The sequence below is a fragment of the Flavobacterium sp. U410 genome (assembly GCF_053570605.1).
Window position 1 is genome coordinate 44,517 of sequence record NZ_JBSEFI010000021.1, and the last position, 19,768, is coordinate 64,284.

Annotated in this window: 20 protein-coding genes; 6 read left to right on the forward strand and 14 right to left on the reverse strand. The window is 35.0% G+C overall.

Annotation, left to right across the window (positions count from 1 at the left end):
* The first annotated feature begins 10 nt into the window (after positions 1-10).
* The 5 genes from ACUSJC_RS13565 (at position 11) to ACUSJC_RS13585 (ending at position 3,054) form a co-directional block, all read left to right on the forward strand.
* Complete coding sequence (locus tag ACUSJC_RS13565) at positions 11-748, forward strand: SDR family oxidoreductase (RefSeq protein WP_449270102.1); 738 nt, start codon at positions 11-13, stop codon at positions 746-748.
* A 388-nt stretch (positions 749-1,136) separates the two neighbouring features.
* Positions 1,137-1,940, forward strand: a complete 804-nt coding sequence (locus ACUSJC_RS13570) for a hypothetical protein (RefSeq protein ID WP_449270103.1) — start codon at positions 1,137-1,139, stop codon at positions 1,938-1,940.
* 68 nt (positions 1,941-2,008) lie between these two features.
* A complete protein-coding gene (locus ACUSJC_RS13575; RefSeq protein ID WP_079665709.1) occupies positions 2,009-2,461 on the forward strand; it encodes a DUF5675 family protein in 453 nt (150 codons plus the stop codon).
* Positions 2,462-2,528: 67 nt separating this feature from the next.
* Positions 2,529-2,792, forward strand: a complete 264-nt coding sequence (locus ACUSJC_RS13580; protein ID WP_079665945.1) for a hypothetical protein — start codon at positions 2,529-2,531, stop codon at positions 2,790-2,792.
* Entirely contained in the window at positions 2,782-3,054 is a 273-nt protein-coding gene (locus ACUSJC_RS13585; RefSeq protein ID WP_079665710.1) for a hypothetical protein, read from the forward strand. The genes ACUSJC_RS13580 and ACUSJC_RS13585 overlap by 11 nt, the downstream gene beginning before the upstream one ends.
* 186 nt (positions 3,055-3,240) lie before the next feature.
* On the opposite strand, the gene ACUSJC_RS13590 is transcribed toward ACUSJC_RS13585, so the two are convergent.
* A complete protein-coding gene (locus tag ACUSJC_RS13590) occupies positions 3,241-3,663 on the reverse strand; it encodes a DUF6943 family protein (RefSeq protein WP_079665711.1) in 423 nt (140 codons plus the stop codon).
* An 823-nt stretch (positions 3,664-4,486) separates the two neighbouring features.
* On the opposite strand from ACUSJC_RS13590, the gene ACUSJC_RS13595 reads away from it, so the two are divergent.
* The gene (locus ACUSJC_RS13595) at positions 4,487-4,672 is read left to right on the forward strand and encodes a hypothetical protein (protein WP_449270104.1); all 186 of its coding nucleotides are present in this window, start codon (positions 4,487-4,489) and stop codon (positions 4,670-4,672) included.
* Between the two features lie 104 nt (positions 4,673-4,776).
* On the opposite strand, the gene ACUSJC_RS13600 is transcribed toward ACUSJC_RS13595, so the two are convergent.
* The 13 genes from ACUSJC_RS13600 to ACUSJC_RS13660 form a co-directional block, all read right to left on the reverse strand.
* Positions 4,777-7,740 (reverse strand): TOTE conflict system archaeo-eukaryotic primase domain-containing protein, encoded by a 2,964-nt coding sequence (locus ACUSJC_RS13600; protein WP_449270105.1) that lies wholly within the window; start codon positions 7,738-7,740, stop codon positions 4,777-4,779.
* Positions 7,741-7,752: 12 nt separating this feature from the next.
* Positions 7,753-8,031 carry a hypothetical protein gene (locus ACUSJC_RS13605; RefSeq protein ID WP_449270106.1) on the reverse strand — a complete coding sequence of 93 codons (279 nt, stop codon included), beginning with the start codon at positions 8,029-8,031 and terminating at the stop codon, positions 7,753-7,755.
* Between the two features lie 9 nt (positions 8,032-8,040).
* Positions 8,041-9,906 (reverse strand): HsdM family class I SAM-dependent methyltransferase, encoded by a 1,866-nt coding sequence (locus ACUSJC_RS13610; RefSeq protein WP_449270107.1) that lies wholly within the window; start codon positions 9,904-9,906, stop codon positions 8,041-8,043.
* A gap of 1 nt (position 9,907) precedes the next feature.
* Positions 9,908-10,486, reverse strand: coding sequence for an HNH endonuclease (locus tag ACUSJC_RS13615; protein ID WP_449270108.1), 579 nt, complete (start codon positions 10,484-10,486; stop codon positions 9,908-9,910).
* 1 nt (position 10,487) lies between these two features.
* A complete protein-coding gene (locus ACUSJC_RS13620) occupies positions 10,488-11,147 on the reverse strand; it encodes a hypothetical protein (RefSeq protein ID WP_449270109.1) in 660 nt (219 codons plus the stop codon).
* Positions 11,144-13,675, reverse strand: coding sequence for a sensor histidine kinase (locus ACUSJC_RS13625; RefSeq protein WP_449270110.1), 2,532 nt, complete (start codon positions 13,673-13,675; stop codon positions 11,144-11,146). The genes ACUSJC_RS13620 and ACUSJC_RS13625 overlap by 4 nt, the downstream gene beginning before the upstream one ends.
* Complete coding sequence (locus ACUSJC_RS13630; RefSeq protein WP_449270111.1) at positions 13,668-13,844, reverse strand: helix-turn-helix transcriptional regulator; 177 nt, start codon at positions 13,842-13,844, stop codon at positions 13,668-13,670. Before ACUSJC_RS13630 ends, ACUSJC_RS13625 begins: the two co-directional genes overlap by 8 nt.
* Positions 13,845-14,292: 448 nt before the next feature.
* Complete coding sequence (locus ACUSJC_RS13635) at positions 14,293-16,476, reverse strand: VapE domain-containing protein (protein WP_449270112.1); 2,184 nt, start codon at positions 16,474-16,476, stop codon at positions 14,293-14,295.
* 39 nt (positions 16,477-16,515) lie between these two features.
* Positions 16,516-16,797: a helix-turn-helix domain-containing protein gene (locus tag ACUSJC_RS13640; RefSeq protein ID WP_449270113.1), complete on the reverse strand. Its 282-nt coding sequence runs from the start codon at positions 16,795-16,797 to the stop codon at positions 16,516-16,518.
* 89 nt (positions 16,798-16,886) lie between these two features.
* Positions 16,887-17,795, reverse strand: coding sequence for a hypothetical protein (locus tag ACUSJC_RS13645; RefSeq protein WP_449270114.1), 909 nt, complete (start codon positions 17,793-17,795; stop codon positions 16,887-16,889).
* Between the two features lie 21 nt (positions 17,796-17,816).
* Entirely contained in the window at positions 17,817-18,026 is a 210-nt protein-coding gene (locus ACUSJC_RS13650; protein ID WP_449270115.1) for a hypothetical protein, read from the reverse strand.
* Positions 18,019-18,633, reverse strand: coding sequence for an isochorismatase family cysteine hydrolase (locus tag ACUSJC_RS13655; RefSeq protein WP_449270116.1), 615 nt, complete (start codon positions 18,631-18,633; stop codon positions 18,019-18,021). The genes ACUSJC_RS13650 and ACUSJC_RS13655 overlap by 8 nt, the downstream gene beginning before the upstream one ends.
* Positions 18,634-18,682: 49 nt before the next feature.
* On the reverse strand, positions 18,683-19,756 hold the full coding sequence (locus tag ACUSJC_RS13660) for a nuclear transport factor 2 family protein (RefSeq protein WP_449270117.1): 1,074 nt from the start codon (positions 19,754-19,756) through the stop codon (positions 18,683-18,685).
* Between the last annotated feature and the right edge of the window lie 12 nt (positions 19,757-19,768).

Below are 19,768 nucleotides of genomic sequence, written 5' to 3' on the forward strand. Positions count from 1 at the left end.
ATAAAAGAAGATGAAGATAGCATTAGTAACAGGAGCAAACAAAAGCATAGGCTTTGAAGTAGCTAAACAGCTTTTACAAAACAATGTGTTTGTGTATTTGGGAAGCCGAAATTTAGAAAGCGGTCAGAAAGCCGTTTCAGCACTTAAAGAAGCAGGTTTCAACAACGTTGAAGCAATTGCATTAGATGTAACCAATGAAGAATCTGTAAAAGAGGCAAGAAAACAAATTGGCGATAAAACGAATGTCTTAGACATACTTGTAAACAATGCAGGCATCAGTGGTGGGCAACCTCAAACAGCACTTTCGGCAACTATGGAGCAATTTAGAAATGCTTACGAAACCAACGTTTTTGGAGTTGTAAGAGTAACACAAGCATTTATAGATTTAATGAAAAATTCTACCGAACCACGAATCGTAAATGTAAGTTCCAGTCAAGGCTCAATTACATTGTCAACTGACCCAAATTACAAATATTACAATTTTAAAGGTGCTGTTTATCATTCATCGAAAGCAGCCGTAAATATGTACACCGTTGTATTAGCTTATGAACTAAAAGACACTTTTTTTAAAGTAAATGCGGTTAGTCCAGGTTTTACAAAGACAGACTTTAATGGTAATCGAGGTACAGGAACAGTAGAGGACGCAGGGAAAAGAATTGTCAAATATGCCTTAATTGGACAAGACGGACCAACAGGAAAATTCTTTTGCGAAGAAACCAATCCAACAACAGGCGAAATTCCTTGGTAAGACAAACCAACCACAAAGAAGAACAACGAACCGCTAACAAGGTATTATTAAAAGCCTTATTATAACACATTGATTTTAAGCACGATTACTTACTTCAAAATCAACCAAGTACAACATAAGTACAACTTTTGAACAGGTAATTCAACACATAGAAAAGCAAGGATTTTGATATAAAAAATCCTTGCTTTTTTGTTTTGTTACGACTGTCATTTTTCCCCCTGTTCTACTCTTCCGATTGCTGTTCTGACCTTTACTTTTTATGGTTTTCGGTGCGTTAGCACTTTATCGCACTGTATTACAACACGTTGTGTATTGCATGTAAAATGAGATAGATAGAACTTTGTAAATGCTGCAGCACAGTATTTATTAACTCTTAAAATTTCAAAAAATGGCAAGACAAAAAGGACTTATGAAGTATATAGGCACCATCGGCGATGTGCGACACTTCAAAATAAAAGGTCAGGAAGGATTTTTCGCCGGAATGGTTGGCGGACCAACCGCAGAACAGGTAAACACCGCACCGGAATTTGAACGTACCCGTGAAAATATGAACGAGTTCGGTGGATGTGCAAGAGCGGGTAAATCGGTTCGTACCGCTTTATCCGCTTTGATGTCTAAAATGGCAGATAGTCAGGTTACAGGTCGTTTGACTTCCGTAATGAAGAAAATCAACTTGGAAGACGGAACGGAAGCCAGAGGCTACCGAAAAGTGGAAATTTCCACACAAAGAAATTATTTGTTAGGCTTTGAGTTTGACAAAAAACTCTCACTTAGCGGTGTTTTCAATGCTCCTTATGACGTAACACATACCCCAGGTAGGGAAAGTGCAGATTTTACGATTGCTGCTTTTAATCCAACCGATTTAATTACGGCACCTTCTGGATCTACGCATTTCCGATTGATTAACGCTTTGGCGGTGGTTGCGGATTTTGTGTACAATGCGACAACAGGAACTTACGAACCTGACGATATGGTAAACAACGAATTAAGCATTGTAGAATATTCACCTTACATTCCTTTGAATGTGGCTTATGTCGGCTCTACTCTAACGGCTGAACTTCCTGGAACACCAACTTTAGGAACGAATGTTACCGTTATTCAGTGTATCGGAATTGAGTTTTTCCAAGAGGTCAATAGTAATTATTATGCGTTCAACTCAGGTAACTGTTTGCGAATTGAAGATGCTTTTTAAGCTAACAAAATCAAAAGCCTTCTTCAAAAAAGAGGGCTTTTTTATTTCATCTTTAAAATTTAAAATCAATGAAAACAAAAATTATAAGAGTTGCAGAGGGCAAACAAAGTACACTCAGCCAATTATATATCAATGATATTTTCCAATGCTATTTGTTGGAGGATAAAATCAGAACGGTAAAAATCCAAAATCAAACCGCTATTCCTGCAGGTATTTATAGTTTAAGGCTCAACACCTGGGGCGGTAAAAATGCCGAATATCGGCAGAAGTTCCCCAAAATCCATAAAGGAATGATTGAAATAAACGGATTACCCAATTTCAGTTTTGTGTACATCCACATTGGCAACACTTACAGACAAACTGCAGGTTGTCCGCTTTGCGGTTTCGGATTTGATGTAGCGGATGGAGATTATCAGATTGTACATAGCAAAGAAGCTTATGAAATGATTTATCCAAAGCTTTTGGCTATTGCTGAAAGCAATGATAAAAGCATCAGCATCGAAAACAATTTCCAATTTTAAAAAGCCTCATACGACTTTCAGCCACCTTCCCCAAATGGGGAAGAAAATAGGAACAAAAATTTTATTTATGGAAAATACATTCACTTTAAACGTTGTTTTTGGTTCTGTGATGAGTATGCTGTTGACCATTGTTGCTTATTTTATAAAGCAACTTCATTCCGATTTCAAGAAGATGGAAAAGGATTTAACCGAGGTCAAAACAATGGCTTTACTCATCAAAACAGAGTTCAAGAACAGTTATGCTCTACTCAATCAAAAAGTTGATTATCTGGAGCATCGTGTCAATATTATCGAACAAAACAATTTAAAACATTCAAACAATGAAAAATAACAGTTTAAATTTAATCGAAAGAGTTTCGGCTCCTACTCCGAAATGGTTTAAAATCATTCGGACCATTGGTATTACATTGACCGCTGTTGGAGGTGCCATCTTAGCCGCTCCGGTGGCTATTCCCGCCACTATTGTAACCGTAGCCGGTTACGTGATGTTGGGTGGAACGATTGCAACAGCCATCGCACAAACTGCGATGCAGACCGATGACGATAAAGAAAAGGAAGTTAAAGAAACTAACTCCGTTTCTGAAAACCCATAATTTGTAATTGGTTTAACCTCATCAGTATTACTACATCCTGTCCATTGGGCAGGATTTTTAATTTTTACACCTCATTGCATCAAATTTATAGAACGGTGCATTTATATGGGCTTTATATGGCTGAAAAAGTGCCAATATCGGTTAATTAGTGGAATTGGTTTCGGCAAAAGAAGGTAGCTGAAACAGCTACCTTTTCAAATGCCTTGCAATATAGATGCGTTTGAGTTCTGAAATCAAAAGTAGTTGTTCGTACATTGCTCTCTCCTTTTGTTCTAAAGCTTTAAAATGCTGAACATCTTTCTTAAATTCTTTTTCTTTGGTTTTCAAATGTTCGATTTGTTCAAAAACAAAGCTTTTAAAATCTCTGATGCGGATAAACGGAATGACCGAACCGACTAAAAATGATTGAAAGGCTTTTGCTTTCCACAAACCAAACAATAAACTGCGATAATGGTCTAATTCTGCTGTATTACGGCAGGAAATAACGAAACAATTCGGGCAAGGCGTGTCTAAAGGTTTTCCGCTGTTCAAACCTTTGGAAAGAGCATAAAATTCAAAATCAGATTTTTGATTTTTCGAACTGTAGGTGTAAATTTTTGGTAAGTGCATAATCCCGGTTTTAAAATTTTGCTCCGCCGAGATATTTTTAAAAGAAGAAAGAAAAAAAGGGAAAAAAAAGAAAAAAGAAAGCCGTTTGAAAGGCGGCGTGGCTAAAAAAGCAAAAGGAAACGGAATAAGTCCCGAAGGGTGAAAAAGGAAAAATTATTTTAATTTCTAATTAATTTTTCCTTTTTCATTATGCCGTAGTCTTTTGTCTTTTTTTCGAGCGTGGGCATCAGCAAGCCGCCTACCTTTGCTGTCTTTTTTTTATTTATTGACCGGGTACGGATAACCTATTCTTCTTTTATTAATAAGAAATCGTTCAACTATTCATCACTTCAATTTCAATAAAAAATCAAGTCAGAATAGTTCAATGGGAAACGAAAATTTGCTTTTGAGTGTGGGTAATGGGGCAAACAATCCGCAGGGATAAAAAGGCATACCAAAATAAGAAGCGGAGGCGAAAAGCAAGGGTATGCGGAACGCAATACGCTTGCTGTGCGGTGCTGAGGCGGGTGCAAATCAAGCGAAGTGCAATGTAATGGAACAACGCTGTTTGCACCTGCCACAAGCACATTGGCAGACCACTCCTGATGCCTTTTTTATCCCTGCTCCGCTGAAATGGGTGGTGGGGAGCGTGGCAAGAAGCGTGGGCAGGGCGTTGGAAAGAAAAAATACGGCTTCCGCTTCCCGAAAAATATCAGTGTTGGCATTGAGCGTTGGGATATTTTTTCGGGGAGCGGACTATGGCATTGGCTATTTTACATAATGTTATTATAGGACATTTTTGCGTTGGCATAGCCGTCTATAAGCGTGGAGAAAATGTACTATAATGCCACATTATGTAAACATAGCTTCCACCGATTTGCATACTGGCATAAACGGAACGGTGGTGGTGGTTGGAGTGAAGTGTCTTTTTGCTTTGTTTTTTTCGCATTGGTACAGCTCTTTGCAACCGCAGGAACGAGGATTGCAATGTGGTGTTGAGCGTTGGCAAAAAACAACGCAAAAAGTATGACAGTTGCAAACGGTGGCAATGCCATAGAAGACAGACGAAGCGTTGGCTTTGTGTGGTTGGGGTCTGGCTAAAGCCGCATTTTTTCTGTGCGGTGGCTGGGTGGGTTAAATTAATCTTTCTTCCAATAACCCTTTCCAAATGGTGAACCCTTTATTGTCATCAGAATAATCGTGGACAATTCTTGAAAAATTTTGCGGATTTGTTTCTAAATAGGCTTGTCTTCCTTTTTCTCGGATGATATTTAGTTCCTTATCAATTTGTTTAACAGTTTCCATCAAAACCGATTTGCTTTTGTCGGTATGCCAAATGTAGGTTGCTTCTTCGGTGTCTAAAGTTTCTAAAATGATGTGGTAATTTTGTTCTCCTTCCAACAGAAAGACGAATGAAAACGGCTGTAAAACAAACCGTAATTTCATTACATTTCGTTCGTGTCTTTCAGCCAAAAATTGAATATGTTGTGAATGTTTATATTGTTTCCCTTTCAATAAATCTTCTAAAATATTTTCAGCATTGGTGTAAATATTCTGATTTTTCGGCAATTCATTCGTTGTCAGCATATTTTGTTTTGAAGTCGGAATTTGACCTATAAAACTCTTGTTCAGAAACGGAAACTTTACGCTTTCAACGATTTCTTTATTGATGTTTTCAATGTTGGATGATGTTGCTAATTGCGACAAAATCACTCCGTTTTCTATTTCGAAATAAATATCAATCGTAACCGTTTTGGATTTTAAAACCTTGACGAAATATGGTTTCAATACTTCAAATTCAAGTCTGAGTTCTTCGTTTTCGATTTCAAAATCAAAGCGTTGGTTACTTTCTTTATCAATGTATTCAAAGCCAACATTGCCGTATCTGAAATCCAAATCGTCTATGGCAATTTTGATTTGTTTTTCGATAACCGAACTTTGTCTTTCGGTAGTGAATTCTGTTGGTTCATCAAATAAACTTGCTTGTTTGGCTATTTGACGATAATAGGTGTTTCGTTTTAAAAACAGTTTGTTCAGATAATCAATTTTGATGTCCCGATAATCATAGATTGTCGGATTGATTTCCGAACGTTGTACTCGACCAATGTATTGAATTAGTTTACCCTTAAAAGAAAACGGATATACCAAAAACAGAGAGCTAATATTTGACAAATCCGAGCCTTCGCCAAAGTATTGCCCTGTGGTAATCAGTATCTGAAAATTACCTTGCTGTAAAGTTTGCCATTTGGATTTCCTGTTGCTTTCAGTATCATCTCCGCTTAACGTAATGACTTCGTAAGATTGTTTCAGAAAAAGGTAAAGTGTATCAATATGTTCTTTTCTTTCTGTAATAATGGTAATTCTTTTTCCTTTGGAAAGCTCACTTCCGATGTCATTCAGGATGAGCTTGTTTCGCTCTGAATCGTGAACCAAAATCTTTGAAAGCGTTTCAAAATTATCCGTTTTAGAACTGAAAGGAACATCCAAATCTGTATTCCTTACAATGATTTGGGCGTGTTTGAAGTTTTCAATTTCATTACTGGATATTTCTGAAATGATTTCTCCAAGAAAAGCAAACATCAGTTCGTCGTCATTGTATTTTCGGAACGGAGTTGCCGTCAATCCGTACAGATAAAATGTGTCTACTTTTGCAATCGTATTACGAAAAGTTTCAGCAGGAATATGATGACATTCATCCACCAAGATAATTCCGAATTGATTGTTGATTTGTTCTATTTGCTTCGGCAAACTTTGAATGGTTGCAATTGTAATCTGCTCTCCAATCTTCACTTTTCCCTGTCCGATGATGCCGATTTCGTGTTTTGAAATTCCAAGAAATGCCTGAACACGTTCCTGCCATTGTTCTAATAATTGCTTGCGATGCACAACGATTAAGGCTGGTTGTTTTTTCTCTGCAATAATCTTCAATCCCATTATCGTTTTACCCGAACCGGGCGGAGCAACGATAACTCCAAAATCTTTTTTTGAAATCGCTTCAATAATTTTTTCCTGATGACTTCGTAGATTGGCATTGAACGAATATGAGATTTCTTCTTTAAGTTTTCGGTTATCTTGAAAATCAAATTCCGGATTTTGTTCTTTGCAAAATCGCAAAAGTTTACCGATAAACCCTCTCGGAATAATGATTTCATTTTCTGTTTCTTCCACGAGTTTAAAATACCGTTCTGTCCCAAAAGTATTTTTACCCGATTTCTTCTTGATGAAAAATTCCGAATTAGCAAAGTTTAATTCTTCTTTCAGGAAATTGATGAGCAGTGTTGTTAATCCATCTCGTTGAATACGGATATTCTGTTGGAGTGTGATGGATAGTTTACCGTTATGATTTTTAGGAATTGGCAGATTTTGCGTTGTTAAAACTTCCTGATGCAAATTGTCTAATACACCAATCGAAACCCTTTCAATTTCATTCAAGAATTGCCATTGGTCGGGATAAAGCTCAAAAGTTTCAGAGTTAATAAAGCAACTGTTTCCATTCTCCATTGCAGGTTTGAAAAATGGCAAAGCAATCAGGTTGCCTAACCCTTTTCCCGAAAGAAAATCCTGATTGGGAAACAACCTATCAAAGCTCGAACTTTTATCAAACATCGAAAAAACTCCCGATTGTTCTAAAATAGAAATGAAAATTTTTCTGCTTCGGATTGCAGGATAAGGTTTGTCGAAGAATATCCAAACGTGTCCGCCATTTCCCGAACGGGAACGCTCCAAATAGGCTGGAATATTATTCCCTTTACAAGCATTCAAAACAGTTACAGCTTCTTCTTTCCAGTTTTGCTTGTCAAAATCCGCGACCAAAAACCAAGAAGTATTGTCTTGTAATAATGGATAAACACCAATTTGCTGAATCCCGTTTAAATGTTTTTGAATTTCATTATCGGTAAATGGCAGATGTGTTTTATGAGGATAATTTGCAAAAGTTCCGCCATTCATTTTATGAACCCGATAATGATATGGGTCGTATTGATAGGCAGGCATATATCCCGACTTGCCTGATTTCTCCCAACGAACGGCAAACACGTCTTCTCTGCCTTTGAATAAGGAGCGGAATGTGTTTATATGTTCGTTAGAAATATCATTCATTAAGCGATTATTTTACCCCTCTTTATCATCATATTCATTCCAATAGAACATCGCCCCTTCTTCATCAACCGTTTTGTAATATTCTAAAAGCTGGATAAACAAATCATCTCCAACTCCGTGAGTGGTAAGAGAAAGAAGTGTGTCTAAACAATGTTCTATCTCCGTAGAATCTTTGGTTTTGCTTTCAATCAAACTGCTCACTTCATTATTCAATGCAGGTAAATGCTGTGCCAACGATTGGTTGAATACTTCAATTATTTGCTTTAGGTCGTTAACTAATTGCTTATCCATTTTACACTTTTAAATTGATTCGGGAACTAACTCTTCATTTAATTGCACATCATAATAATCTTCCAAGAAAGCATCAATTATATTCTGATTAGGTTCATTAATTAGAAAATCAATATCATCTTCAGTAAAATCCGGAATACCGAAGTTTTTAATGTATGTTCCATTTAAGGAATAATAAGCTGATGAATAAGGTTTGCTTGTTGTTTTGATGTAATACCAAAATAATCGTGATTCTAAAATCTTTTTTACCAATAACATTTCTTCCTCAGAATGTCCAATAATTGCCTGTCCGTTATAAAATAACAAATCATCATCATTGCTGATTAGATAACTTGGAATTCTATCTGAAAACTTAGGAAAGAACAATTTATTGGCAACTTTTTCTAATGATTGTGTTCTTCCGAAAGCAAACCATTTTTCATATTTACCATTACCTTTATCTCGCTTGGCTAATTCTTCTTTTTTCTTCTTCAGATATTTATAGGCATAAGGATATTGCTCTTTTAATAACTCTTCTTCAAGAGCTTTAGGCTTAATTTCATCATCATACGGAAACAAAACTTTCTCTTTTACCTCATCGAAATTTATATCTCTGCTCAGTTTGTTGGAATTCAAAATGTCCTTGCAAATCCCTTTTTCAATTGGATGAACAATACCATTTTGGAGGTAATAAAAATTTTCATCCTCAGCAATTGGTTTAAAAATATAAAGGTCGTTTCTTAAAGTAGCTATACCGTGTCGAGTTTTATATTTTTCACCAAAAGGTTTTCCTATAGATTCAAGTTTGGAAATAATTTCATTGTTATTTAAATTCCAACCATTTTTCGCATCAAGATTTCGATAATTAATTCTGCTGTATTGATTTCTATTTGTTGGTAATTCTTTGTTTTCCGATTTATAATACTCGATATAATTTCGTTCTGAATTTTCAAGAAAACAAATACAAGTATAGGTGCTTTTCGATTTAAAAATTTGGTTGGTACCAAAATCTACAATTCTTATTCCCGTATTACGTTCTTCAAAATATTTCCTTAATGCTCTACCATTCAAACTTTTGAAAAAAGTATTCATTGTAATAAAGCCAAGAATACCATTTTCTGCAAGACTCTCATAACCAATTTGAAAAAAGGGAATATACAAATCCGGGTTTCCTGTTGTACAGACTTCCCAAAGTTTTACATTTTCTTTAGCGTCATCATCAAGGTTACGGGCAGAAACATAAGGAGGGTTTCCGACTATGATTTGAAAGCCATCAAAGTTTTGAATATGGTTTTCCCAATTGAAAAGTAAAGCATCACCCTGATGAATATTGAATTGAAATTCTTCTACATCTTCTCCTTCAGATAAAGCCAACAATGATAGTAATAATTTACTACGAGTAACCGAATATGCTTGAATGTCTAATCCGAAAATCTGGTTTTCGAAAATGTCTTGGTAACTATAGCCTGTTCTTCTTTTTAGTTCTTTGGCAGCGGTGTACAAAAATCCCGAGCAACCGCAGGCAATATCCGCAATTTTGGCTTCGTTAAGATTATTTCTTTGATTTCGGAAAGTTTGCTCAACAATGTATTCTCTAATTTTTGAAGGTGTGTATATTGCACCATTTACAATTCTGTCTGAAGGTGAGATAACGAACTCGAAGAGTTCAATTAAATCTTCAATAGTTAAATTATCTCCTATATCATTTATTACTTCTATAAATCCTATTAAGTTTTTGAAGTCTTCGTCATTTTCCTGAATACAATAACTTAACAACAACTTATTATTAGTTACTTGTATTTTGGTTATGTATAGAAATGCAGAAATAATAAGCCTATCCACAAACCAAGGATTTGTAGAACATTTTTGACTTAAATATTTTGTTGCGTTTTTCATTTTAAGTTTCGCTAAGTTTTAATGTGTATTCAACATATTTTTCATAAAGACCTAAAAGCCGTTCTTTAATTACTGGACTATCAATTGTTTTTAAAACTTCCTTACATTCATTTATTAAATTATATGTTTCTTCTATCTGCCATATTATTTCGTGTTGTGGTTTGTGAAGCTTTAGCTTATAATACATCCACTTACCTAATTGTGTCTGATGAATAATTCTGCCATTATCAAATCTTTCGAACTGTTTTTCATACTCATCATCACAAGGGTCAATAAATCCCTCATCATTTTTATTATGAACTAATTCATCTTCTGTTGGCCAATTAGCTCTTTTAGAATTATTGCAAGACCTACAAGCATAAACAAGATTTGAATAGTCGGTATCCTTAATTGTTTTCAAATATTTCTGTGGCACAAAGTGGTCAACTTCAAACCAAACAGTACGCCAAATATCAACATCATTACAATAGCCACAACGACATTTGTAATCCTTCTTTAATTCATCTCTATGGTCGGAATACTTAGCGACCACAGTTTTTATATCTCTTCTCCTTGGAGTTTCTTTTCTAAACGGAATCATATTACTTCTTCTGATTTAGTTTTTTAAGTTCCTCCAAAATCTCTTTTGTTTCACTTACAAACTCATTTAGTTTTGAAATAGAATCTCTGTGAATTAGGTTTGCAGGTAAGTCTTTCCCGTCAGGATTAAGTTCGTCAAACAAAATATACAATTTCGTAAGTTCCTCTTCCTCAGAAATATTCAATCCCTGATTATTTCTCTTTTCTATCAGTTGCTCAATTCTTGTGTTTGTATCCTCTATTTTTCTATAATAATTTGAAATATTAGACTGTATTTTTGTTTTGAAAATATCAAGTTCCTCTTGGTCTTTATCATTTTCTACGGTCAAAATATCTTTACTATAAATGATATGTACATCATCTGTATGCCCTATAGCCTGTGTTGGATATGAGGTAAGCATTACAATAGGAAAATGCGGTCTTATTCTTTTTATTTCTTCAACTATTTTATTTCCATTGAACGGCACTTCTGCATTTTCTTCCAATAAATAATCGGTTACGATTGCATCAAGGTTGCTTTCTTGCAACTTAACAAAAATAGACTCAACAGAAGACTCTGAATTAACTTCAATCCTCGTTACATCAAAATCATTCTTAAAAGTATGGTAAAAGGTATTTATCCAACCTTTATCTTCATCTATATATGCAATCCTGTATTTCATTTTCTTATTTTGAAAGTTATTTTAAAGGTCAATCCGTTTTCAATTTTAATAATAGAGATTGACGAATTATTATACTCTTCTATTATTGACTTCACAATATAAAGACCTAATCCTGTTCCGATTTGATTCCCTTTATTGTCTGTTTTTGAGGATTCATTTAAATTAAAAATTTCCTCTGGATTATCTTTATACTTTTTATCCAATCCTTTTCCATTATCAGAAAATATAATCTCAATATCATTCTCTTTTTTCTGCCAACTGATTTCTATTTTCTTCTGCTCCTTGTTATATCCATAGTGGGCATTAATTGAATTAGACAACAGGTTATTGAATATGGAATCCATATTTACCTCAAATGCTCTAATGATATGCTCATTGTCATCTATTTTATTTAATTCAAGAGTGATGTTTCTTTGCTCTAAAGCCTTACTCCAATTAGCTTTGAAATTTTCAAAATATTGAGAGAAGTCCAGATTTTTCCTTTCTCGTTTGTCGATTTTTAATGTACTCAACGAGTAATCTAACCAATGTTTCAGTTTAACATCTTCGTCACGCATTAAATCAATCATATAGAATGGGTTATCATCTTTATCAAGGCTTTTTGCTAAATCTTCTTCATTTAAGTGATTTTTCAGTTCATCTACTAAATATTTTGTGCGTGGAATCAATCTTGCTCTCAAACTTCTGACTTCGTGTGCAAAAGAAGAAATGATAAGGCCGACACTTGCAAGGCTTCTCAATAATCTTAATTCTTCATCTTTCTTTTCACTTTCTTTTTCTAAAATCAATATAGCATCAGCCATATTCTCCTCTGTTTCAGAATATTCTTTATTTCCCTCTGAAGAATTTTCTCCATTCTGAGTTTTAGAATCTGCTTTTTTCTCTTCTCTTTCTTCTTTCTGTTTCCTAATTCTTTCCGCTTCTTCTTTTGCTCTTCTTAGCTTCTCAGCTTCCTCATTATTTTTCTTGTGTAATTCGGAAAGATTGTACATTATAACATTTCTGTCCCTTTCAAATAAGGAGATGATTTCCTTTATTATATTTTTGAACAAATCAAATTCGTCATTTTCAATTAAACCTTCTCGACCTGATTTATCTTGAAAACTTGTATTATAAAGTCTGGAAATTTTAATCGTTCCTGCTATTTGATTGGGTCTAATTCTATATCCTCCAAGTCTTTGACCAGCACCTCCCGGACTTTGGGCTTGTCTTTCTCCTAATCTTAGCCAATCATCTCCATTTTCGCCATAAGGCCTAATTCTAAAATCATCTCTGAATATTTTGATTCCTCCAAACTTTTTCAGCCAAGATTTTCTATTAGCACTATTGATGCTTTTGTATGGGTATTTCTTTACATCTCCATCTTCTTTATCATCCGAAATAGTATTTTTCAAGAAATAAAATGTAAAGTCAAATTTGCCAACTCTTTCCAATAAGTCTTCATCAACTTTCTCGGATATTAATTTTTCGATTGGAATATCGAATTCAATTTTCTCTTTCTTAAAATCTTCGAGCTTGTACGGTGTGTTTTTCATCATATCAAACTCAAAAACCTCGGAATACCTATTCTCTAAGGCATCTATATCAAGTTCATTTCTCGAAATTTGCACCTTGAGTACTTTATCGCCATCCTGACCATATGTCGCTTTTAACTTATAATCATAGTCGTCATAATAGGCTCTCTTTACAGTTCCAAATTCTTCTAAATCATTTAGTAAAAAGAAATCTATACCAAAATCATTCTGTTCTTCAGGTGGAAGCAACATTTCCAGATTACCGAATAACTTCCGTAATTTTTCTTCATTCCATTCATCATTAAGTTCGGTAATTTCAATTACGGTACCCGATTTAAAATCAATTTTTTCCAATATTTCCTTAATCTTCGGATATGTAGAAAATCTATTCAGAAATTCTTGCTTAAGATTTAAATTTACCTTTTCTGACAAAACAGCCTCAACATCAGATACAGTAGCTCCTTGTTTGTCAAAATCCTTCCAATCAACAGTCCATTCAAAACCTGTATTATTGCTGTTGGGTATCGTTTTAGTGTTGGAAGTATCTTCAACTTCTTTCTTGTTTTCATCGATTACTTCCAACAAAGTCGGGAGAGAAGTCATATTTGTAAGCATTCCCAATCTGTTTAACGCAAAACGTCCAATACCTTTAGCACCAGTTTTAACCCTTCCATTTTCAGTTGTATGCTCATATAGTTTGTTATCTGTACCTATTGTCATCCATTGGTTTTGAATAATATTGTCATTCATTCCAATTCCGTTATCAATGATATAAATACTACTGTTTTCCTTTTCAAACTTATCTATTTCAGTGCCAGTGCCATCTTCGTTCTTGACTTTTTCTTTTTTGATTTTTAAGTCAAAAATCAGAATACAATTATTCGCATCAGCATCATAGGTATTCTTAACTAACTCAATGACCGCACCTTCTTCGGTTGAGAAATTTTCTAAACCAATTAGCTTTGCGGTTCTTGCAGAAACCTTAAACGGTATTTTAATTGTATTATCAGTCATTGAATAGAGATGTTAGTCTTACGTTTAGCTTTTCAGAAATTTTAACAAAAGTCTTAATAGGCGGTTGCACTTCATTTGTACACCATCTTGATATAGTAGCTTCATTTTTACCCAACTGTTCAGCCAACCATTTACTGCTTACATTCTTCTCTGCAAGCACTACTTTCAATCTATTAATTGCTTTTTTACTCATAAAAATTGCATATGGTGTAAAGATATTGATTTTTTTAGTCCGTCTAATCCATTCATAGAATTAATTTTCATTGTTTCAAAATCAGCATTTCATTAAGTCCTCATTTGCAATAAACCCCTAATTCATTCCCTTATTGCAATCAAAAACTTAATTCTCCTTATTGCTCCAAATTGCACCTAATTAAAAAAGTAAGTAAGATAACCTCATTTCCACAAAACTTATTTTTTGCTTTCCGTAGGAATACAAAAAAGGATTTATTGGGATGATTGAACGCAAAACAGTTAACCGCAGGTTTCTGTTTGCGTTAGAATGGGTTAATTTGACTTGTTTTTTAGCAAAGCTAAAAAATGAAAAATGTTTTAGCCTAAAAATGCTTATCCTACTTATCCATTCAAACAGACGAAAAGCAATGCAATTTGTACTCCTATGAATTGTCAAACCGAAATTGGGATTGCTCCGGTGGTTTTGGCGGTTCGGGTAATGGTTCTTTCTCTCGGTTTTTATTATCCACTTCTTCCCAATTTAATTCACGTACTGCATACACATAACCGTTTTTTTTGGATAACCTCAAATAACCGTGTTTCTTCAATGCTTTACCCAACTTCATTACTGTACCGTCTGTGATATTGAGCTTTGCTCTCTCTGCTAATTTGGTGGCTATCTGTGTGGTGTTCAGAAAATTGTTTGCGGTATCTCTGTCGGCTAATTCAAACCAAGTCAATAGCAATTCTTCTTCGGGGCTTCTGATTTGGTATTGTTCGTTGTTCAAATTGATTTCCTTTATTTCTTCCTGATTGAACCAATAACGGAAACCGTCTTTATAGAGTTGCCTTGCCTGTGCATAAGCCGAATTGATGTCAATGTTATGGGTGTACTCGATATGCTCTACTTCAAAACATAAAAACCTACGTGAGCCTGTTGTATCGTTCAGGAATTGGGCAGTGTTTACACTGCCCGCAAATGAAGCCCTGCGGGGCAGGGTTTCGTTGTTGTGTCCGTATGCTTTACGCATACGGATATGTGTTTTTGTTATCAGCTCTTTGAGTGTTCCGATTTCGGTACGGTTCAGGTTTTCGAGTTCGTCCAGATTGATAAGCATACATTCTGCCAAGTGAATTAAAGTGTCTTTATTGTTTGGGTTGATTGTTCCCGAAAACATATAATCTTTTAAAGGCTTTGGTATGAGCTTTTCTATCCACGTTGTTTTTCCTACACCTTGTTTGCCACTAAATACAATTACGGTCTGATTGATTGCTTTATCATTGGTTACGCAAGCCACCATTGCCACAAACCATTTTTTAAAACATACCTGCCATAAATCTTGCTTTGTTGTTGTAATAGTATTGGCAAGCTCTGTGATGTAATCCGTTTCATCTTCGTTGTTTGGCAGGTTATCAAAATAGTCTTTGAATGGGTCGAACTGTTCGCAGTAATCGGAACGTAACAGGTTGCGTAATGTATTGATGTTGCATTTTACTTTTGCCTTTAAAATCTCACGCAGGATTGAGTTTTCAACGAAATCCGTTACAGGTTTCCAAAGCGTAGCTTTGGTAGCCTTGTACTCCAACTTTCCCGAAACAACGTTATAGCGGAAGCTATAACGGTAGTTTAAAAAGGTTTCTAATCGGTCAATGAAACTCGGTTTTTCTTCTTCCTCGTCTGTATCATCTTTAGATGACTTTATGCTCTTGGATTGCCCAGTAATTTCGCCTATTGGCGAAATGGATAAGGTGCTTTTGTTGTGTTCGTGAGTATTGTTGTAAGCACTGTTTACGGTTGCTGTTACTTCCTGTAAATTGTAGTTGTAATCAGAAAGGATATAACCCATTGCCATAGGCAATGGCACTCCTTTACGATTGAGATTGCAAGCCAATAAATGTACAAAGTTGTTTCTATTACCATTTACATAGCTTTCTTTTTTCTCGGTAAATCTTACGCAATGTTCGTAAACGGTCAAGTAATCATTATTGAATTGTGTTGTGGGTAAACCATTGCTTGCAATGGTTGTGTGTTCCTGTATTACTTCTTCTGATTGCTCAATGTAAGGCGTTAAATCTTCCGTAGAAATTACAGGATATACCGTTGCATTTTCATTCAAATACAAATCGGTGTCGTAAGACACGAAGCAAAGACGTGTAACGTCTTTGCCTGATTTGTCAATGGGTAACGATAAAAATTCTTCATAGAATTTTTGAAGTGTTATAAACGCTTCTTTGTGATTTTCCTGCGATGAATTGACACGAACAAAGATTTTTAAACCGTTTCCCGATGGGCTGGTAAACGAAGCAAAAGTATAAGGCGTTTCTTTTGATAATTGCTTTGCTGTATCCAGTTGCTCCGTTGTGAGCTTGTCAATGTCTAATACTACGATTTGAGTATATGCAGTAACAAACTCTAACTTTCTACCACCTTTGAAAGATGCGGAAGGTGTGAAAGCGGGCAAAGATTTCTTTGCCCTTTCGTATGCTTCCATTTTGCTTTCTGCCAATGACTTCCTTAAATAAGTAATCACATTGATATACTTACCTGTTTTGATGTCGTTCAATACCTCAATGATTTTTTGGTTCTCTATCACTTCATTGAAGTTTTTAAAAATACTTACTACCATAGTCAAACGTTTTTTATTGTTGAGAAACCTTTATCAATGCTATTTTTTAGCAAATGATTTGTTGTAATGTTCCTGCAACAGTTTTTCAACGTCTGACAATTTGTAGTAAATTTTGTTGCCGACCTGTGAGAAAGAAATACGTCCCTCGTCCCTCCACGTTTGGGCGGTTCGTTTGGAAATTTTCATCAGTTGTAAAAACTCCTGATTGTCTAAAAACGTATCCTTTTTGGGTTCGTTCTTTGCGTTAAGGCGTTGGGTAATTTCGTCTAACCTTGCTACCAATTCTGTGTATTGGTCTTTGCTTAAAATAATTGCTTCCATTTTATTGAAATTTTATGTTTATGGAAGCAAAGGACAGCAACATAAAAAAGTCATTATGTCCGTATTTGGTCTTTCGGGACAAGATTTATTTACAGCATTTTATCAATGTCTATTCTTTTGTGGGGTTTGGGACGTTTATCGGTCTTTGACGGTGTAAGCATTGTTTTGACTGTTTCGGGACTTAATTCCCTGCCGTCCTTATCTGTGAATGAATTTACAATAACAGCAACGAAATCATTTATATTGCCGTCAATAATGGGTTTGCCGTCTGTAAACAATTCTCTATGTAATTGATAAAATATATCTACCAACTGATTGATATTGCAGTTTATTTTGAGCTTGTTAAATGGAATGCCGTTTGTATTCTTCTGCATCTGTTGTTTAGAAAATTCATCAGTTAAACGGATTAAATGCTGTATCTGGTCTATCTCTTTTTGGCATTGGTCGGAATAATCGGGCAATTTTGGGTTAATAAAATCTATACTTGCCTGTTCGTAATCGAACTTTTCATTTGTCAAAAACATTATTTTATCTGTATAATCGCCCATTGCATTTACTTTACTTTTTACTTCTCTGAATGAAAAATACCTCTCCTCACACTCCGCATTGATATATTGCATTGGCGGTTTTATTTTCGTGTGCCTGTTTCTTAATATCTCTAATTCTTTCCGTTTGCTTTCGATTATTGTATAACATTTCATCATTCTGCCCCGCATTGTGGTACTCACAAAAAGTTCTTCATTTTCAGAAATCAGTTTTTCAAATTTATTGAGCCACTTAATTGGGTCTTCTACAAAATCGCAATGGTGCGAAAAGAAATCCGGCAGTTTGGCATAAGGTAGTTTTAGTATTCTGTTTATAAGTTCTTGGCAATAGGTGTCATTACCTTTTACGTTTTCTACCAAAATATCAAACAAAGCATTTTCAGACTGCTCTTTTAGAATAGCCGTAAGTTCTGGAAATTGAACGGTTTGCTTTATTTGATGATTGTGTAGCATATTTACAGTCTAATTTTAAAATCAATTTAATTTTCTCCTGTCATACCATTTTATAAGCGTAACATATAAAACAGCTTGGGGAAAAGAAATCGCATAATTGAACAAAAAGCGTTTGAGCCATTCCTGCCAGAAATCTGTCAAACCAAAGCTGAAGAGTAAACTATTAACTAAACAAAGCGGTGTGGCTATTAAAACCACAAACCGCAATGTTATTTTTAAATCTTTATTCATTTATAAACTCTTTAGTTGTTAAATGCTCTCCAAAATGATGCACAACTTCGCTTAAAACATAATCTTGTTGCATACGGTTAAATGCAGAAGTTCCGTCCGAAATCAGAAAGGTATTGTAACCTTTTTCGTGGGCATCACGCAAGGTGCTTTCTACACAAACGTGGGTAGCATAACCAACCAAGTACAGATTTTCAATTTTGTTGTTTCGCAGATACACGTCAAGATTTGAACCTGTAAATCCACTTGCACCCACACGCCCCGTAACTACAAATTCACCCTCTATCGGTTTTACCGTTTCATAGAACTGTGAACCAAATTCGTTAATCGGGAAAGTACCTGCATTGGGTATGGCTTTTCGCAGACCGCTTTTTCCGTTGGCTAATTCGGGATAACCTTTTTCAAACCGCAATCCTACGTGAATAACTTCAATGTTGTTTTTTCTTGCATAGTCTAACGCCTTTTCGATGTTAGCGATTGAATTGTGCATCATTTCTTTGTCCTTAACGAGTGCCTTGTATAGTTTGCCCTCTTTGTGCATCCATTCGTTTTGTGTTTCGATAAGGATAAGTGCTGATTTTTCTTTTGTTTGTGCTTGTACGTAATTCATACTTAGAAATGTTAGAATAATTAAAATTGTTGTTCTCATATTATTTGATTTAAAGACTAAGCTGTAATGGGTTTACAATATGTTCATTAGAAATTTTCGCAACAGCTTTCCAGCCGTCGGGATATTTTATGTAGGACAGATAGTCTGTAATGATGAGCTTTTTCTCTCTGAAAAACTGTGTTTTTACGACTGCTGTATTTCCTGTGATTTCTAAAACTTCAATCGAATAATCGAGGTTTCTAATTCCTGATTTTACTTTTTCGGGATTGCTCTTGTATTCTTCCACAACTTTCATCCAATCACGAAGCGGAAGACGAAAAAGATTATTTCCCTTAGCTATGCAGATTGCAAAGTCTGGATGAAAACCTCGCAACATTTCCTCTACATTCAATTTGTTTAAAGCTCCATTTGCAAAAGTTTCTTCTGCAAGTTTTTTTAATGTTTGCTCTTCTGTTAATATATTCAGGTCATTCTCAGCCAACCAATTATCGTGTAACCATTTTTCGGTAATGCGTTTATGTTCGCTGTTATTCCATTTTATGTTGCGCTCAAATGTAATTACAGAACCGTCAAAGCCGATAATTACCCACGCATAGTCATTTTGTGAAGCCCGATAACATTTGTATTTCATTCCCGTTATGACTGTTTTCTTTCCGTTAACCGAAATTTCTTCATCGTGTCTTTCTATCCAAAGATTTTTCAGTTCACTGGCTAATGAGTTGTCCAACTTTAACAAAAAATCTTTTGCTATTTTTTCGGTTTCTGATTTTGAAAGCATCTTTGTATTGGAATATCTTTTATCCATATTGGTAAATCCCAAAACTTGTTTATCCTTTTCTGAAATTACAAAGGAGTAATGTTCTCCGTTCATACCCTTGTTTTCAGATTTTTCCAAGCGAAATAGATAAGCCTGAACACCATCTGCTTTTACTTTATTTACAGAATGGAATGAATAGCCATTTGGAATTTTTATGACTTTTTGAAATGCTTCCAAATAAGACTGTGCATCATCATAAGAAACTTCTTCCATAGATGCGTTTTTTAAACTATTTGCTTTTACTGTCATAGTCATTGTTGTTAAAATTGTTATTAATGCCATTAAAATAATAATTGTCTTTTTCATACCTAAAATGTT